The sequence below is a fragment of the Streptomyces sp. NPDC059994 genome (genome assembly GCF_042737755.1).
Taxonomy (GTDB): Bacteria; Actinomycetota; Actinomycetes; order Streptomycetales; family Streptomycetaceae; genus Streptomyces.
Window position 1 is genome coordinate 1 of the sequence record NZ_JBHWUR010000097.1, and the last position, 16608, is coordinate 16608.

Sequence of the window (16608 nt, forward strand, 5' to 3'; positions counted from 1 at the left end):
CCTTTGGGGTCCTGGCCGGCCCGGCGGCTTTCTGCGGGCCCCGGACGGCCGGGTGGGCATCCGGGGCCCGGACATGACGAAGGGGCCCGCTGTACGTGCGTACAGCGGGCCCCTTCGGGTGTCTGGTGCCTGGGCCTGGCCTGGGGCTAGGCGTCGTCCCGGCGAAGACTCGGCTTGAGGTCCTTGAAACGGGCCAGCAGCCCGTTCACGAAGGCCGGGGAGTCGTCCGTGGAGAACTCCTTCGCCAGCTGCACCGCCTCGTCGATGACGACGGCGTCCGGCGTTTCGTCCTCCCAGACCAGCTCGTACGTCCCGAGCCGCAGGATGTTCCGGTCGACGACCGGCATCCGGTCGAGCGTCCAGTCGACGGAGTACGTGGAGATGAGGTCGTCGATGCGCGCCACGTACTGGGCGTACCCCTCGACGAGCTGCATCGTGTACTCGTTGACCGGCGGCTGGTGGTCGTCGGACCGCGAGTGGCGCACCCAGTCCGCGAGGACCGTCTGCACGGACTCACCGCGCTGGTCGGCCTCGAAGAGGATCTGGAAGGCGCGCTTGCGCGCCTTGTTCCGGGCAGCCACGGTTAGCTGTTCACCCGGCCGAGGTAGTCGCTCGTACGGGTGTCGACCTTGACCTTCTCACCAGTGGTGATGAAGAGCGGGACCTGGATCTGGTAACCGGTCTCCAGGATGGCGGGCTTGGTGCCACCGGTGGAGCGGTCGCCCTGGACACCCGGCTCGGTCTCCTGGATGACGAGCTCGACGGCGGCCGGCAGCTCCACGTAGAGCACCTCGCCCTCGTGCTGCGCCACGGAGGCGGTGAAGCCCTCGATCAGGAAGTTGGCGGCGTCGCCGACGGACTTGCGGTCGACCATCAGCTGGTCGTAGGTGTCCATGTCCATGAAGACGAAGTACTCGCCGTCCATGTACGAGAACTGCATGTCGCGGCGGTCGATGGTGGCGGTCTCGACCTTCGTACCGGCGTTGAACGTCTTGTCGACGACCTTGCCGGAGAGCACGTGCTTGAGCTTGGTGCGCACGAAGGCCGGGCCCTTACCGGGCTTGACGTGCTGGAACTCGACGACGGACCAGAGCTGGCCCCCGTCGAGCTTGAGCACCATGCCGTTCTTGAGGTCGTTCGTGGAAGCCACGGTTGCGGAATCTCCTGGACTGAAGCTGGTGGGACCGAGGGTGCACGCGGCACAGCAGGGCTAGAGCGCGAGCAGTTCCTTGGTCGTAATGGTGAGTAGCTCTGGCCCACCGTCCGCCTCGGGGCGGACGACGAGCGTGTCATCGATTCGGACACCACCCCGGCCCGGGAGGTGGACCCCCGGTTCGACGGTGACCGGCACGCAAGCGTCCAGTTTACCCATGGCTCCAGGTGCGAGCTGCGGGTCCTCGCTGATTTCGAGCCCGACGCCGTGTCCGGTGCACGCTCCCAGGCCCTCCGCGTGGCCCGCCGCGTCCAGCACCTGGCGGGCCGCGCGGTCCACCGCGCGGTACTCGGCGCCCGGGGCCAGCGCCTCCCGGCCGGCCCGCTGAGCGGCGAAGACGACGTCGTAGAGCTCGATCTGCCAGTCGGCGGGAGTCGTCCCGATGACGAACGTACGGCCGATCTCGCAGCGGTAGCCGCGGTAGGTGGCGCCGAGGCAGACGGAGAGGAAATCACCTTCCTCGACCCGCCGGTCCGAGGGCCGGTGGCCGCCGCGGCCGGAGTTGGGGCCGGTACCCACGGAAGTGGTGAAGGCGGGGCCGTCGGCGCCGTGGTCGACGAGGCGGCGCTCCAGCTCCAGGGCGAGGTGGCGCTCGGTGCGGCCGACGAGGATCGACTCCAGGAGCTCACCGAGCGCCTGGTCGGTGATCTCGGCCGCGATGCGCAGGCACGCGATCTCCTCCTCGTCCTTGACCAGCCGCTTCTGCTCGACCGCTCCCCCGAGGTCGCCGAGGAGCAGCCGGGGCGCGACCGAGCCGAGCGCGCGGTGCCGGGCGACGGTGAGGTCGTGCTCCTCCACGCTCAGCGAGTCGGCGCCGGAGGCCTGGGCGAGGTCGGCCGCGGCGACCGCCGGGTCGCCCCCGGGCGCGGGCAGCACGGTGACCCGCAGCAGCTCGTCGAGCCGCCCCTCCACGAGGTCGCCGGCGGGCGTACGGGGGCAGAGCAGGACGTCCTCGGCCGGGCCGATCAGCAGTACGGCGCCGGGCGGGGCGCCGCCCGCGAGATAGCGGACATTGGCGGGGCGGGAGACCAGGGCGGCGGCGCTGCCCGCGGCGGCGCACCGGTCCCTCAGCCAGCCGCGGCGGACCGCGTACACCTCTGACATGCGTCGAGCGTATGAGCGGTGTCTGGGGTCGGCCGTTTCTGCGCGTCCTTCCGGGGGTCGTCCCGGTGGCCGATGCGTCCTCGGCCGCCGGACCGGCTCTCGGCTCCCGCCGGTGGTTGGTTTGCTGCGGGCGGTTGTGGCCGGTCGCGCCCACGCGGCGGAGCCGCGCGATGTCACAGCCCCGCGCCCCTGAGGGGCGCGCCGCACCAGGCGAAGTTGATCCCTCACCAGCTCGGCGGGCTCGCGATCGCTCTTGCCAGGACGTCGTCCAGCAGGCGGGCCGTCGTGGGGACGTCGTACTGGGAGTTGTCGATGATCGGGAGGCCCGAGCCGTACCAGCCGGCCATGCGGCCGTGGATGCCGGCTACCTCCTCGTCCGAGAGGCGGCGGTTGCCGGAGCGCTCGGCGTTGCGCTCCAGGACGATGTCCAGGCCCGGCAGGAGGACGACGGGCAGCAGGCCGGGGCCCACGTGGCGCTTCCAGCCGCCGAGGCCGACGACCGGGCGGTCCGGGAAGACCGCGTCGTCGAGGATGCAGGAGATGCCGTTGGCCAGGAAGTTCCGCGCGGCGAAGCCGCAGGTGCGGCGGGCCAGGCGGTACTGCGCCTCGGAGTGGTCGTTCCAGCCCGACTGCGGGTCGGCGAAGCCCGCGCAGACCCATTCGCGCACGTCGTCGAGGCTGATGTGGGCGGTGGGGACGCGACGGTGCTGGGCCCAGTAGCGGGCGACTGTGGTCTTTCCCGCGCCCGCCGGACCTATGAGCAGCACGGCGAGCGTGGTGACCCCGGTGCCCTCCGGGGCCTGCGGCAGCGGCACGGGACCGCCCGGGGGCAGCTGGACGTGCCCCGTGGTGTCCCGGGACGGCGGCGCCGGGGCGTGCGACGGGGCCGGGGCGTGCCAGCCCAAGGCAGACGGCGGGGGCGGCGGACCGGGGACCGGGGGCAGCTGGGCGCCGTGGGTGAGGGGCTGGTGGGCACCCGGCGCCGCGGAACTGCCCTGAGCCACGGACAGGTGGGCACCCGGCGCCGCGGCTCCGCCCTGGGCCACGGACAGGTGGGCACCCAGGGCCGCGGAATTGCCCTGAGCCACGGGCTGGTGGGCGGCGAAAGCCCAGTCGGGCCCTGCTCCGTGCCCCGGGGCGTGGGGCGGCGGAAGCGGCGCTCCCGCTTCGTGCTGCATCCGGTGCCACTCCGTCTCGTACAAGGCAACTGGCGCTGGTCCGACGCCCGTCGGAGGCGTCCGGTCCAGAACCGTACCTTCCCCGGCCGTCGCAGTGTGAACGGCCGGGGTGCGGCGAAGGTGCCCGGTCAGCCGCCGGTCTCGTCGGCGAGCGCGCGCAGCGCCAGGCGGTACGAGCCGATGCCGAAGCCCGCGACGGTGCCGCTGGCCACGGCCGCCACCACGGAGGTGTGGCGGAACTCCTCGCGGGTGTACGGGTTCGAGATGTGCACCTCGATGAGCGGGGCGGTGCGCTGGGCGGCCGCGTCCCGCATTCCGTACGAATAGTGGGTGAACGCGCCCGGGTTGAGAACGACCGGAATCTTTCCGTCGGCGGCCTCGTGCAGCCAGCGGATCATGTCGCCCTCGTCGTTGGTCTCGCGGACCTCCACGTCGAAGCCGAGCTCCTTGCCGAGGCTCTGGCAGACCTCGACGAGACCGGCGTACGTCGTCGCCCCGTACACGTCCGGCTCCCGCGATCCGAGGCGGCCCAGGTTGGGGCCGTTGAGCACCAGGACGCGACGGCTCACGAGGACACCTCGCCGTACGCCGCGAGCAGCACCGCCGGGTCCGGGCCCTCCAGGACCGTCGGCTTGGCGAGCCCGTCCAGGACGATGAAGCGCAGCAGGCTGCCCCGCGACTTCTTGTCCAGCTTCATGTTCTCGACCAGCTTGGGCCACTGGTCGGCACGGTAGGTGAGCGGCAGGCCCACCGACTCCAGGATGGAGCGGTGCCGGTCGGCCGTGGCGTCGTCGAGGCGCCCGGCGAGGCGGCCCAGCTCGGCCGCGAAGACCATGCCGACGGAGACGGCGGCGCCGTGGCGCCACTTGTAGCGCTCGTTCTTCTCGATGGCGTGCGCGAGGGTGTGCCCGTAGTTCAGGATCTCGCGCAGGCCCGACTCCTTGAGGTCGCTGGAGACGACCTCCGCCTTCACCCGGATCGCGCGCTCGATCAGCTCGGCCGTGTGCGGGCCCTCGGGGGTGCGGGCGCCCGCCGGGTCGGCCTCGATCAGATCGAGGATCACCGGGTCGGAGATGAAGCCGGCCTTGATGACCTCGGCCATGCCGGAGACGAAGTCGTGGACCGGCAGCGAGTCCAGCGCCGCGAGGTCGCACAGGACGCCCACGGGCGGGTGGAACGCGCCCACCAGGTTCTTGCCCTCGGCGGTGTTGATGCCGGTCTTGCCGCCGACGGCCGCGTCGACCATGCCGAGCACGGTGGTCGGGACCGAGATCCACCGCACCCCGCGCAGCCAGGTCGCCGCGACGAAGCCCGCGAGGTCGGTGGTGGCGCCGCCGCCGACGCCGACGACGACATCGGTACGGGTGAAGCCGGACTGGCCGAGCGCCTTCCAGCAGTACGCGGCGACCTCGTAGGTCTTCGCCTCCTCGGCGTTGGGCACCTGGATGGCGATGACCTCGTAGCCCTGGGCAGCCAGGTCCTCGCGGATGGCGTCGCCGGTGCCGGCCAGCGCCTCCGGGTGGACGACGGCGACCTTGCGGGCCCTGGTGCCGATCAGGCCGGGCAGTTCGGCGAGGAGGTTGCGGCCGACGAGCACTTCGTACGGGTCCGTTCCGGCGGTGCCGCCGACCTGGATCCGGGTGGGTGCCTGCTCGCTCATGCGGATTTCAGCTCCAGTGCGTCGAGGACCGCCTGGGCGACCTCTTCGGGGGTACGGCCGTCGGTCTCGACGACGACCCGGGCGACTTCGGTGTACAGATGGCGCCGGGCTTCCATCAGTTCGCGCCACTGGCGGCGCGGGTTGACGGCGAGGAGCGGGCGGGCGGTGTTGAGGCCGACCCGCTTCACCGCCTCCTCGACGTCCATGGACAGATAGACGACCGGCAGGCCGGACAGCGACGCGCGCGTGGACGCGTCCAGGATGGCGCCGCCGCCGAGCGAGAGCACACCGGTGTGCTCGGCGACCGCGGCGCGCACCGCCTCCCGCTCCAGCTCGCGGAAGTGCGGCTCTCCCTCGTCGACGAAGATGTCGGCGATCTCCCGGCCCTGGGCGGCCACGATGTCGGCGTCGGTGTCCCGGTAGGGCGCGCCGAGCCGCTCGGCTAGCAGCGCGCCCACGGTGGACTTTCCGGAGCCCATCGGGCCGATCAGGACGACCAGCGGACCGGTGGTCACCGGATCTGCAGGTTGTCGAGGTAGGACTGGACGTTGCGGCGGGTCTCGGGGACCGAGTCGCCGCCGAACTTCTCCGCGACCGCGTCCGCGAGGACCAGCGCGACCATGGCCTCGGCCACGATCCCGGCGGCGGGCACGGCACACACGTCGGAGCGCTGGTGGTGGGCCTTGGTCGCCTCGCCGGTGACCACGTCGATGGTCGCCAGCGCGCGCGGCACGGTCGCGATGGGCTTCATCGCCGCCCGTACGCGCAGCAGCTCACCGGTGGTCAGACCACCCTCGGTGCCGCCCGCGCGACCGGAGGTGCGCTTGACGCCCTCCTCGGTCCTGACGATCTCGTCGTGCGCCTTCGAGCCGGGGACCCGGGCCAGGTCGAAGCCGTCGCCGACCTCGACGCCCTTGATCGCCTGGATGCCCATCAGGGCAGCGGCGAGGCGGGCGTCCAGGCGCCGGTCCCAGTGGACGTGCGAGCCCAGGCCGACCGGCACACCGTAGGCGAGGACCTCGACCACGCCACCGAGCGTGTCGCCGTCCTTGTGGGCCTGGTCGATCTCCGCGACCATCGCCTTCGACGCGTCCACGTCCAGGCAGCGCACCGGGTCGGCGTCGAGCCTCTCGACGTCGGCCGGGGTCGGGTACACGCCGTACGGCGCCTTGGCCGAGGCCAGCTCGACCACGTGGGAGACGACCTCGATGCCCGCCGTCTCCTTCAGGTACGAACGGGCCACCGCGCCGAGGGCCACCCGGGCGGCCGTCTCACGGGCGCTGGCGCGCTCCAGGATCGGCCGGGCCTCGTCGAAGCCGTACTTCTGCATGCCCGCGAGGTCGGCGTGCCCGGGGCGCGGGCGCGTCAGCGGCGCGTTGCGGGCCAGGTCGGCGAGGATCGCGGGGTCCACGGGGTCGGCCGACATCACCTGCTCCCACTTGGGCCACTCGGTGTTGCCGACCATGATCGCGATGGGGGAACCCATCGACAGGCCGTGCCGGACGCCGCCGAGGAAGGTCACCTCGTCGCGCTCGAACTTCATGCGGGCGCCGCGTCCATAACCGAGACGCCGCCGGGCCAGGTGGTCCCCCACCATCTCCGTGGTGATCGGCACGCCGGCGGGAAGGCCCTCCAGCGTCGCCACCAGTGCGGGTCCGTGGGACTCCCCCGCGGTCAGCCAGCGCAACCTGCTCAACGGTGCTCCTCGTTGCTCGCGCGTCCTGGACTTCTACGGCGCGGCCGGGTGCGCGGCCCTGGCCCGCCACAGTGATCCTCCCATGTCCGCGGAGGCGACCGGGCCCCAGGTCCAGCAGTCGGACGCCGAATCCGCCGAGCGGACGGTCAGCGGGCGGCGAGCGCCTCTTCGCCGGCCTTCCGCATCACGGCGAGCGGGGCCGTCTTCGCCCCGGTCATCTGCTCGACCTGGAGCACCGCCTGGTGCACCAGGAGGTCGAGGCCGCCGACGACCGCGCCGCCGCGATTCACCCAGGCGGCGGCCAGCGGGGTCGGCCAGGGGTCGTACAGGACGTCGAAGAGGGTGCCGGGCCGCTCGGGGACGGCCGCCGCGAGCGCGTCGGTGGTGCCCGCCGGGGTGGTGGCGACGACCAGCGGCGCCTCGAAGGCCTGAGCCGCGTCCGCCCAGTCGGCGGTGCGCACGGCCACCCCGAGCCGCTCGCCCCAGCCCCGCATCTCCTCGGCCCGCTCGGCGCTGCGCACGTACGCGGTGACCTCCCCCGTGCAGATGCGGGCGAGGGCGGCCAGCGCGGAGGACGCGGTGGCGCCCGCGCCGAGCACGGCGGCGGACGGCACGCGCTCGACGCCGCGCTCACGCAGGGCGGCGATCATGCCGGGGATGTCGGTGTTGTCGCCGTAGCGGCGCCCGTCGGCGGTGAGGACGACCGTGTTGACCGCCTCCACGGAGGAGGCGGTGTCGCTGATGCCGTCGAGCAGCGGGATGATCGCCCGCTTCAGCGGCATCGTGAGCGAGAGCCCCGCCCACGACCGGTCGAGCCCGCCGATGAAGCCGGGCAGCGCGTCCTCGTCCACTTCGAACCGGTCGTACGACCAGTGGCTGAGGCCGAGTTTCCGGTAGGCGGCGCGGTGCAGCACCGGGGAGAGCGAGTGCGCGATGGGCGATCCCAGTACGGCCGCCCGTCGCGCACCGCTCTCCTGACTCACGGAGCTCACTGGCCGGATTTCTCCTTCTCGTACCTCTTGCGGTTCTGCTCGTGCTCTTCGTTGGTGACCGCGAACAGGGTCTCGTCCGCGGTGACGGAGACGAAGTAGAACCACGGGCCCGGCGTCGGGTTGAGCGCCGAGTGCAGCGCGGAGTCACCGGGGTTGCCGATCGGACCGGGCGGCAGACCGTGGATGTAGTACGTGTTGTACGGGTGCTTGAACTCCCGCAGCTTCCTGACCGAGCCGATGTCGAGGGTCGACTGGCTCTTCGCGTAGTTCACCGTCGAGTCGAAGTCGAGCAGGCCGTAGGTCTCGGTGTTGTTGGGCTTCAGACGGTTGTAGACGACCCGCGCGACCTTGTCGAAGTCGTGCTTGTACTTGCCTTCCGCCTGGACGAGGCTCGCGACCGTGATGAGCTGGAGGGGCGACTTCAGGCCGAGCTTGGAGGTCATACCCTTCAGGTCGATCTTGCCGTACTCCTGGTTGGCGCGGGAGACCATCTTGCGCAGCACGTCCTCGGGCTTGGTGCCCTTGGCGACCGGGTAGCTGGCGGGGTAGAGGAACCCTTCCAGCGGGTCCGCGATCTCCTTGTTGTCGTTCGCCCAGTCGGGCAGACCGAGGTTCTTCGCCTGGGCCTTCGCGACGTCCTTGGTCGTGCCCGGCTTGAGTTCGAGGCGCTTGTCGATCTGCTCGTAGACCCAGGCGTTCCGCTTGCCCTCGGGAATGATGAAGTTGCTGCGGCTGGCCGGGTTGAGCATGGCCGCGACCGCGTTCGCCGCCGACATTCCCTTGTTGAGCGTGTAGACGCCCGCCTGGAGGGTCTTGCCCTTGGGGTTGTCGTTCTGCGCGGAGACGAACGCGCCCTGGCTCTTGATCACTCCGGCCTTCGCCAGAATGCTGCCGATCTCGTAACCGCCGGCGCCCTGCGGGATTTCCACCTGGACCGGGGTGGAGCCGGCTCCGACGTAGTCGGGGGCCGCGCCGAATTTCTTCTGCCAGAACTGGTAGCCGAAATAGCCGGCGCCGCCCACGCCGAGCGAGAAGACCACGACGAGCACCAGGCAGGCGCGCCCGCTCTTGCCCTTCTTCTTCTTGCTCTTGCCCCGGCGGTCGCGGCCACCGCCGCCGCGCCGGGAGCCGCGCGGCTCGTCCTCGTCGGACTCCGGCTCGTCGCCGCTGCCGCCGTCGCTGAAGAAGGGGTGGGTCTCCTCCTCCGGCTCCTGGTCCGCCTCGGGGTTCCACTCCGGCGCCTGCTCGGGCACCGCGCGCCGCTGCCCGGGGGGCTGCGGCGGCGGATACGCCTCGGGCGTGCCGTAGTAGTCCGGGGTCTCGGTGCCGTAGTCCTGGTAACCCTCGGGCTGCTGGCCCGCGTAGGGCATGGCGGCCTGCTGGCCGGTGTCCCAACCCGCGTTGTACTGGCCCTGCTGTACGTACTGCTCCTGCGGGTAGCCCTGCTGGGGCTGCTCACCGTAGTGCGGCTGCTGACCGTACGGGTCCTGCGGCTGCTGCACGTACTGCTGCTGGTGCTGAGGATGCTGCTGGTTTTGCTGGTACTGCTGATTCTGCTGCTGGGCCCGCTGGTCGCCGTACGGAGCCTGACCGGGCGCAGCCTGCTGCGCCCCCCACCCCTGGTCCCCGTAGAGGGGATCCTCGGGATGCCACGGTTCGGGGCCTGCGCCCCGGCCATACTCAGTCATCGGTCCCCTAGAGCCGCGAGGCATCCGGACGGTCCGCCTCTTTTGCTGTGCGGCCGCTGTTCGAATGTCGCCGCATCGCGCGGAACGTTACCGTATCGCGATCAGATAACCACTTCGACGCCCTCGCCGGGCGGGCGTCCCGACACCCGTTCGGCCTCAAGCGCGGTCTGCAGAATGACCACTGCGGCAGCCTGATCGATGACCGACCTGCCCTTCTTCGCCTTCACACCGGAAGCGCGCAGTCCGTGGGTGGCGGTGACCGTGGTCATCCGCTCGTCGACCAGACGGACCGGGACGGGGGCGATGCCCTTCGCCATTTCCTGGGCGAACTTGCGGACCTTGACGGCCGCCGGGCCCTCGCCCCCGCTGAGGGAGCGAGGCAGTCCCACGACGACCTCGATGGGCTCGTACTCCTCGACGATCTGGCGCAACCGCCGGTGGGCGGCCGGGACGTCACGTCCCGGCACGGTCTCCACCGGCGTGGCGAGGACCCCGTCGGGGTCGCACGAGGCGACCCCGATCCGGGCGTCCCCGACGTCGATCGCGAGGCGTCGTCCGCGCCGCATCAGACGGTCTCGCCGACCTGGCGCTCGACGGCGTCGATGGCGTCGCCGATCGCGTCCGGGTTCTGGCCGCCGCCCTGGGCGACGTCCGGCTTGCCGCCACCGCCGCCGCCGAGGGTCTTCGCGGCGGTACGGACCAGCTCACCGGCCTTCAGACCGCGCTCGCGGGCGGCTTCGTTGGTGGCGATGACCGTCACCGGACGGCCGTTGGCCGTGGTGAAGAGGGCCACCACGACCGGGCGGTCCGACGAGATGCGGCCGCGCACGTCGAGGACGAGCCTGCGCAGGTCGTCGGCGGAGGTGCCGTCCGGCACCTGGCCGGTGACCAGGGCCACACCCTGGACGTCCTTGGCGCCCTGGGCGAGCCCGGCGGCGGCCTGGAGCACCTTCTCCGCGCGGAACTTCTCGATCTCCTTCTCGGCGTCCTTCAGCTTGCCGAGCATGGTGGAGATCTTCTCCGGCAGCTCCTCGGGGCGGCCCTTGACCAGCTCCTGGAGCTGGGCGACGACCGTGTGCTCACGGGCGAGGAAGTGGTACGCGTCCACGCCGACCAGAGCCTCGATGCGGCGCACGCCGGAGCCGATGGACGACTCGCCGAGCAGCTTCACCAGGCCCAGCTGGGCGGTGTTGTGGACGTGCGTACCGCCGCACAGCTCCTTGGAGAAGTCCCCGATGGTGACCACGCGGACGCGCTCGCCGTACTTCTCGCCGAACTCGGCGATGGCGCCCTGCTTCTTGGCCTCGTCGATCGACATGACCTCGGCCTGGACGTCCAGTTCGCGCGAGAGGACCTCGTTGATCTTCTGCTCGACGTCGGTGAGGACCGTGCCGGGAACGGCGGCGGGCGAGCCGAAGTCGAAGCGGAAGCGGCCCGGCGAGTTCTCCGAACCGGCCTGGGCGGCCGTCGGGCCGAGCGCGTCGCGCAGGGCCTGGTGGGTCAGGTGCGTGGCGCTGTGGGCGCGGGCGATGGCACGGCGGCGCTTGATGTCGATGACGGCGTAGGCCGAGGCGCCGACGGTGACCTCGCCGACCTGGACGACGCCCTTGTGGACGTGCACGCCGGGGACCGGCTTCTGCACGTCGCGGATCTCGATGACCGCGCCGGTGTCGAGCTTGATGCGGCCCTGGTCGGCGAGCTGGCCGCCGCCCTCGGCGTAGAACGGGGTGCGGTCGAGGACGACCTCGACCTCGTCGCCCTCGGAGGCGGCGGGCGAGGGCACGCCGTCGACGAGGAGGCCGACGACCGTCGACTCGTTCTCGGTGAGCGCGTAGCCGGTGAAGTCGGTCTCGCCGGAGTTGTCGGCGACCTCGCGGTAGGCGGACAGGTCGGCGTGGCCGGTCTTCTTGGCCCGGGCGTCGGCCTTGGCCCGCTCCCGCTGCTCCTTCATCAGACGGCGGAAGCCGTCCTCGTCCACGGAGAGGCCCTGCTCGGCGGCCATCTCCAGGGTGAGGTCGATCGGGAAGCCCCAGGTGTCGTGGAGCAGGAAGGCCTTCTCGCCGGCGAGGACCGTGCCGCCGGCGGCCTTGGTGTCGGTGACGGCGGTGTCCAGGATGTTGGTGCCGCCCTTGAGGGCCTTCAGGAAGGCGGCCTCTTCGGCGAGCGCCACCGTCTCGATGCGCTTGCGGTCGGTGATCAGCTCCGGGTACTGCAGGCCCATCGTGTCGATCACGACGTCGATGAGGTCCTGGACGACCGGGCCGGTGGCGCCCATCAGACGCATGTTGCGGATGGCGCGGCGCATGATGCGGCGCAGCACATAGCCGCGGCCCTCGTTGCCGGGGGTCACGCCGTCGCCGATGAGCATCACGGACGTACGGATGTGGTCGGCCACCACACGCATGGAGACGTCGGTGTCGTGCTTGTCGCCGTAGCGCACACCGGTCAGCTCGGTGGCCTGGTCCATGACGACGCGCAGGGTGTCGGTCTCGTACATGTTCTGTACGCCCTGCAGGATCATGGCGAGACGTTCGAGACCCAGACCGGTGTCGATGTTCTTCGACGGCAGGTCGCCGAGGATCGGGAAGTCCTCCTTGCCCTCGCCGGCGCCCCGCTCGTACTGCATGAAGACGAGGTTCCAGATCTCCACGTACCGCTCGTCGTTGACGGCCGGGCCGCCCTCGACGCCGAACTCGGGGCCGCGGTCGTAGTTGATCTCGGAGCAGGGGCCGCAGGGTCCGGGGACGCCCATGGACCAGAAGTTGTCCTTCTTGCCCAGGCGCTGGATGCGCTCGGCCGGGACGCCGATCTTCTCGCGCCAGATCTGCTCGGCCTCGTCGTCGTCGAGGTAGACCGTGATCCAGAGCTTCTCCGGCTCCAGGCCGAAGCCGCCGTCCGCCACGGAGCCGGTCAGCAGCTCCCAGGCGTACTTGATGGCGCCTTCCTTGAAGTAGTCGCCGAACGAGAAGTTGCCGCACATCTGGAAGAACGTGCCGTGCCGGGTGGTCTTGCCGACCTCTTCGATGTCCGGCGTACGCACGCACTTCTGCACGCTGGTGGCGCGCGGGGCGGGCGGCTTGGTCTCACCGAGGAAGTACGGCTTGAACGGCACCATGCCCGCGTTGACCAGGAGCAGAGTCGGGTCGTCCGCGATGAGCGACGCCGAAGGGACGACGGTGTGACCGCGCTCCTCGAAGAAGCTCAGCCAGCGGCGGCGGATTTCAGCCGACTCCATCAGTGGTCCTCATTCCGGTTGTACGAGATCTTCTTGTGCGAGATCTTCGGGTTCTGCTGGTGGGGTTGGTCGATGGCCGCGAGGCGGCGCTGCGCCGGGAGCTCCCGCACATTGGAGGCGTTGAGCCCCAGCGCGTCGTTGAGTTCGGACTCGCGCTCGACCATTCCGGCCTTCACGTCGAGCGCGAAGTCCTTGAGCCGGTGGCCCGCCTCGATCGCCTTGTCGGCGGTGCGCGCGGCCAGCGACTCCGGGGTGAGCTGCTTCAGCTTCCGGTTGACCTTGGTGGTGGCCCACACACCGGCTGCGGCGCCCGCGGTGAACCAGAACGTACGGCGGAACATCGCAGCGTCAGCCCTTTCGCTTGCTCCGCCGCGCGGACGGCAGAGTCCGCCCGACGATCACCGTACGAGGCGGCTCGGCGGGCCCGGTTTTCCGTCCGATGGCCCGGCGCACCCCGTACCCGAAGGCCGCGACCTTCACCAGCGGGCCGCCGAAGGTCGAGGCGACCGTGGTGGAGAGCGCCGAGGCGTTGGAGGTGACCTCCTGGACGTCCGAGGCGATCGCGTCGACCCGGTCCAGCTGGGTCTGCGCCGAGCGCACCGCCGTCGAGGCGTCCGCGAGGAGCGGGACGGCCTGTTCGGTCACGTCCGCCACCAGCTTGGTCGTCGCCTTCAGCGTCTGGGCCAGCCTCACGAGGACTACGGCGAGGAAGGACACCAGGATCGCCCAGAAGACGGCCACCAGGATCCCGGCCACCTCTCCACCGGACACTTCGCACCGCTCCCTGCGCATCGACCGTCGGACAAGAAAAGTTGTCTCCCGACCCTATCGCGCCGAGGGTCTTGCCCCCTACCGCATTAGGGGCCCGCGCGAGCGGAGTCCCCAAGCCGCTTGTACGCGGTGTTGACACTTGAGTACTCTGCGTGCCCCATGCGCTCCCATCTGCCCGCAGAGCCGAATCGCTTCGTGGGACGAGAACGTGAACTGGCCGCGCTGCACGGGCTGCTGGCCCAATCGCGGCTGACCACTGTGGTCGGGGTCGGCGGCGTCGGGAAGAGCGGGCTCGCCCTGCGCGCCGCGTCCGCCGCGGCGGTGCGGGAACGCCACCGCGACGGCGTCCGGCCGGCCGACCTCTCCACGGTCACCGACCCGGGGCTGCTCGGCCACGCGGTGAAGGAGGCGCTCGGGCTCACCGGCCACACCAGCCGCCCGCCCCGCCGCATACTCCTGGACCACCTCGCCGACCGCAGCCTGCCGCTGGTGGTCCTGGACGGCTTCGAACAACTCGTGGACGCCTGCGCGGAGCTGGTGTGCGAACCGCTGCGGCGCTCCCCCGGGCTGCGGGTGCTCGCCGACGGGCGGCTGCCGCTGCGCCTGGCGGCGAGCGGCTGCCGGCGCTCGCGCCGATGGACGACGAGGACGCGGTGACGCTCTTCGCCGACCGGGCCGCCGCCGGGCGCGGCGGCTTCGCGCTCACCGACGAGCGTGCGGCGGCCACTTTGGAGCTGTGCCGAAGGCTCGACGGGATCCCGCTCGCGCTTGAGCTGGCGGCCGGGCGGCTCGGCGCGCTCTCGGTGGAGCAGGTGCTGCCCCGCCTTGACGACCGGTTCCGGCTGCTGACGGGCGGCGGGCGCGGGGTGCTCGCGCGCCACCAGACCCTGCGCACCACGATCGGCTGGAGCCACGAGCTGTGCGCCCCGGCCCAGCGGCTGCTGTGGGCGCGGCTCTCGGTGTTCGCCGGGCGGTTCGACCTGGAGGCCGTCGAATACATCTGCGTCGGCCCGGCTCCGCGTGCTTCGACGCGGCGCGCGTGCTGTGCGAGCAGCGGGCCCGGGGGCGGCTGGGCGACCCGGCGTACGAGACGTTCCGGACCCGGGGCCGCGGGCTCGGCCTGGACGCGGCGGTGGCCCGGGCGCCGGCGGGTACCGACGATTCGGCCCATGAGGCGCCCCCGGCCCGCGACGCACCGGCTCCGGAAACGCGAGGGCCCGCCGCCTCCCGCTCCGTGCGGAGCGAGGGGACGGCGGGCCGGAGCGCGGAGCGCTGAATACCGCGCCTGGATCAGCGGGCGTAGTACTCGACGACGAGCTGCTCGTCGCAGATGACCGGGATTTCCTTGCGGTTCGGGTCGCGGTCCATGCGGAAGGCCAGGGCCTTCAGGTTCACCTGGAGGTAGCGCGGGGTCTCGCCCTCGCCGGCGTAGCCACCCTCGCGGGCAACCTGGAAGGGGTGCTTCTCGCGGCTGCGCTCGCGGACGGTGATGACGTCGTCCGGACGGACACGGAACGACGGCTTGTCGACCTTGCCACCGTTGACCTCGATGTGGCCGTGGACGACCATCTGGCGGGCCTGGTAGATGGTGCGGGCGATGCCCGAACGCAGGACCAGGGCGTCGAGGCGGCGCTCAAGCTCGACGACCAGCGCCTCGCCCGTCTTGCCCTCGGCCTTCTTGGCGCGGTCGTAGGCACGCGCCATCTGACGCTCAGAAATGTCGTACTGCGCGCGCAGACGCTGCTTCTCAAGCAGACGGACCTTGTAGTCCGAGTTCTGCTTGCGGCCACGGCCGTGCTCGCCCGGCGGGTACGGACGGGCCTCGAAGTACTTGACGGCCTTCGGCGTCAGCGCGATGCCGAGCGCACGAGACTTCTTGACCTTGGGACGCGACTGGTTAGGCACGTTCTCCAAACCTCCATGGTTGGGTTAGGTTAGGCTCACCTTACTCAAGGAGATCGTATGTCTCGTCCGGGGAACACCAGTCACATCACGGACAGCACGAAGAAGGTCGACCCCGCGCAGGGGGTCGACTCCACCAGCCCGCAAGACGGGGCCGGTACCGGCGCGCATCATGGCGCCGGTCACGTGACGGAGGTCCGATCAGATCGTGGTCAGCCGCGTCCCAGCGGACTTGAAATCGCACGGATGCCGTCAGCAGCCGAGCGCACACGAACTCTCGTACATAGTACCTGCTCGTCGGCGCTGCTCATCACCGGCCTTGACGGCGCCCGCCCGGAGCAGCTGGAGCCCCGGCTGCGGAACGTGGGGCCCGAGGGCGACCTGTTCCTGCTCTTCCCCGCCGACTCCCCCGCCGTACGGGCCGCCACGCACGCCCAGGACGACGAGCTGTCGGCCGTCCTGGAGATCACCGATGTGGCGCCGGTCTCCGTCCCCCACCGTATCCGGGGCCGCGCCTGGATCACCGGCTGGCTCACCCGCGTCCCCGGCCTGGCCCCGCCCGGCAGCATGACGCTGCGCCTGGAGGTGAACGAGGCGTACGTGGACGACCTGTGGGGCGCGAGCGCGGTGGAGCCCGAGGAGTTCGCGGCCGCCCTGCCCGATCCGCTGACCCGGGACGAGACGGAGCTGCTCCAGCATCTGCACGCCCACCACGGGGAGCAGATGCGGTCGCTGCGCGGGCTGGTGGGCCGGGAGGGACGCGAGGGACGCGAGGGACGCGAGCGGGACCGGGGGATTAAATCGGTCACGCCGCTGGCGCTCGACCGGTTCGGTCTGCGGGTCCGCTTCCAGGACACCGGCGGGTCCTGCTTCGACGCGCGCTTCGAGTTCCCGGAGCCGGTGGCGGACCTCGCCCAGCTGCGCCGGGCCATGCGGCGGCTTTTCGAGGCGGCGACGGACTGAGCGGCGGGTCCGTGGGGACGGGAGTCGAGTGCGGGAGGGCGGCCCACCGGGGCAGGACGCCTGAGGCCTGGGCCTGGGGGCCTGGGCTTGGAGCCTGAGCCTGAAGCCTGGGCTTGGGCCTGGGCCTGGGCCTGGGGGCCTGGCTTGGGCTTGGAGCCTGGGCCTGGAAGCCTGGGCTTGGAGCTTGGGCTTGGGCCTGGGCCTGG

Annotated in this window: 16 protein-coding genes and 1 pseudogene; 2 read left to right on the forward strand and 15 right to left on the reverse strand. The window is 71.3% G+C overall.

What is annotated here, in order from left to right:
* Positions 1-146 precede the first annotated feature (146 nt).
* From nusB to ACFWA7_RS31970, 14 genes are all read right to left on the reverse strand, one after another.
* The gene (nusB, locus tag ACFWA7_RS31905; RefSeq protein ID WP_385540439.1) at positions 147-581 is read right to left on the reverse strand and encodes a transcription antitermination factor NusB; all 435 of its coding nucleotides are present in this window, start codon (positions 579-581) and stop codon (positions 147-149) included.
* Positions 582-583: 2 nt separating this feature from the next.
* A complete protein-coding gene (gene efp, locus ACFWA7_RS31910) occupies positions 584-1150 on the reverse strand; it encodes an elongation factor P (RefSeq protein WP_067155763.1) in 567 nt (188 codons plus the stop codon).
* Between the two features lie 60 nt (positions 1151-1210).
* Positions 1211-2317 (reverse strand): M24 family metallopeptidase, encoded by a 1107-nt coding sequence (locus ACFWA7_RS31915; RefSeq protein ID WP_385540438.1) that lies wholly within the window; start codon positions 2315-2317, stop codon positions 1211-1213.
* Positions 2318-2541: 224 nt separating this feature from the next.
* Entirely contained in the window at positions 2542-3495 is a 954-nt protein-coding gene (locus ACFWA7_RS31920) for a Pro-rich N-terminal domain-containing protein (RefSeq protein WP_385826585.1), read from the reverse strand.
* A 128-nt stretch (positions 3496-3623) separates the two neighbouring features.
* Positions 3624-4064 carry a type II 3-dehydroquinate dehydratase gene (gene aroQ / locus ACFWA7_RS31925; RefSeq protein ID WP_385540436.1) on the reverse strand — a complete coding sequence of 147 codons (441 nt, stop codon included), beginning with the start codon at positions 4062-4064 and terminating at the stop codon, positions 3624-3626.
* The gene (gene aroB, locus ACFWA7_RS31930; protein ID WP_385826587.1) at positions 4061-5155 is read right to left on the reverse strand and encodes a 3-dehydroquinate synthase; all 1095 of its coding nucleotides are present in this window, start codon (positions 5153-5155) and stop codon (positions 4061-4063) included. The genes aroQ and aroB overlap by 4 nt, the downstream gene beginning before the upstream one ends.
* Entirely contained in the window at positions 5152-5670 is a 519-nt protein-coding gene (locus ACFWA7_RS31935) for a shikimate kinase (protein ID WP_385540432.1), read from the reverse strand. The genes aroB and ACFWA7_RS31935 overlap by 4 nt, the downstream gene beginning before the upstream one ends.
* Positions 5667-6851, reverse strand: coding sequence for a chorismate synthase (aroC, locus tag ACFWA7_RS31940; protein ID WP_385540431.1), 1185 nt, complete (start codon positions 6849-6851; stop codon positions 5667-5669). Before aroC ends, ACFWA7_RS31935 begins: the two co-directional genes overlap by 4 nt.
* 146 nt (positions 6852-6997) lie before the next feature.
* A complete protein-coding gene (locus tag ACFWA7_RS31945) occupies positions 6998-7843 on the reverse strand; it encodes a shikimate dehydrogenase (RefSeq protein ID WP_385826589.1) in 846 nt (281 codons plus the stop codon).
* Positions 7840-9531 (reverse strand): endolytic transglycosylase MltG, encoded by a 1692-nt coding sequence (mltG, locus tag ACFWA7_RS31950; RefSeq protein WP_385826591.1) that lies wholly within the window; start codon positions 9529-9531, stop codon positions 7840-7842. Before mltG ends, ACFWA7_RS31945 begins: the two co-directional genes overlap by 4 nt.
* A 101-nt stretch (positions 9532-9632) precedes the next feature.
* Positions 9633-10097, reverse strand: a complete 465-nt coding sequence (gene ruvX, locus ACFWA7_RS31955) for a Holliday junction resolvase RuvX (protein WP_371651240.1) — start codon at positions 10095-10097, stop codon at positions 9633-9635.
* Positions 10097-12766, reverse strand: coding sequence for an alanine--tRNA ligase (alaS, locus tag ACFWA7_RS31960; protein WP_385826593.1), 2670 nt, complete (start codon positions 12764-12766; stop codon positions 10097-10099). The genes ruvX and alaS overlap by 1 nt, the downstream gene beginning before the upstream one ends.
* Positions 12766-13107, reverse strand: coding sequence for a DUF6167 family protein (locus ACFWA7_RS31965; protein ID WP_385540423.1), 342 nt, complete (start codon positions 13105-13107; stop codon positions 12766-12768). Before ACFWA7_RS31965 ends, alaS begins: the two co-directional genes overlap by 1 nt.
* A gap of 7 nt (positions 13108-13114) precedes the next feature.
* Complete coding sequence (locus tag ACFWA7_RS31970; protein ID WP_079125788.1) at positions 13115-13537, reverse strand: DUF948 domain-containing protein; 423 nt, start codon at positions 13535-13537, stop codon at positions 13115-13117.
* A gap of 159 nt (positions 13538-13696) precedes the next feature.
* Between ACFWA7_RS31970 and ACFWA7_RS31975 the strand changes: the two are divergent.
* Positions 13697-14550: pseudogene (locus ACFWA7_RS31975) on the forward strand (ATP-binding protein); the annotation flags it as partial.
* Between the two features lie 277 nt (positions 14551-14827).
* On the opposite strand, the gene rpsD reads toward ACFWA7_RS31975, so the two are convergent.
* Entirely contained in the window at positions 14828-15442 is a 615-nt protein-coding gene (rpsD, locus tag ACFWA7_RS31980; protein WP_385540480.1) for a 30S ribosomal protein S4, read from the reverse strand.
* A 243-nt stretch (positions 15443-15685) separates the two neighbouring features.
* Here rpsD and ACFWA7_RS31985 point away from each other — a divergent pair, with 243 nt between their 5' ends.
* Positions 15686-16402, forward strand: coding sequence for a DUF2470 domain-containing protein (locus tag ACFWA7_RS31985; RefSeq protein ID WP_385826595.1), 717 nt, complete (start codon positions 15686-15688; stop codon positions 16400-16402).
* The last annotated feature ends 206 nt before the right edge of the window (positions 16403-16608 follow it).

Excerpts from the sequence above, each read along its gene's own strand:
- mltG (WP_385826591.1), bottom strand. The coding sequence starts at position 9,531 with ATGACTGAGTATGGCCGGGGCGCAGGCCCCGAACCGTGGCATCCCGAG.
- alaS (WP_385826593.1), bottom strand. The coding sequence starts at position 12,766 with ATGGAGTCGGCTGAAATCCGCCGCCGCTGGCTGAGCTTCTTCGAGGAG.
- aroB (WP_385826587.1), bottom strand. The coding sequence starts at position 5,155 with ATGAGCGAGCAGGCACCCACCCGGATCCAGGTCGGCGGCACCGCCGGA.
- ACFWA7_RS31985 (WP_385826595.1), top strand. The coding sequence starts at position 15,686 with ATGCCGTCAGCAGCCGAGCGCACACGAACTCTCGTACATAGTACCTGC.
- ACFWA7_RS31965 (WP_385540423.1), bottom strand. The coding sequence starts at position 13,107 with ATGTTCCGCCGTACGTTCTGGTTCACCGCGGGCGCCGCAGCCGGTGTG.
- ACFWA7_RS31915 (WP_385540438.1), bottom strand. The coding sequence starts at position 2,317 with ATGTCAGAGGTGTACGCGGTCCGCCGCGGCTGGCTGAGGGACCGGTGC.
- ruvX (WP_371651240.1), bottom strand. The coding sequence starts at position 10,097 with ATGCGGCGCGGACGACGCCTCGCGATCGACGTCGGGGACGCCCGGATC.
- ACFWA7_RS31920 (WP_385826585.1), bottom strand. The coding sequence starts at position 3,495 with ATGCAGCACGAAGCGGGAGCGCCGCTTCCGCCGCCCCACGCCCCGGGG.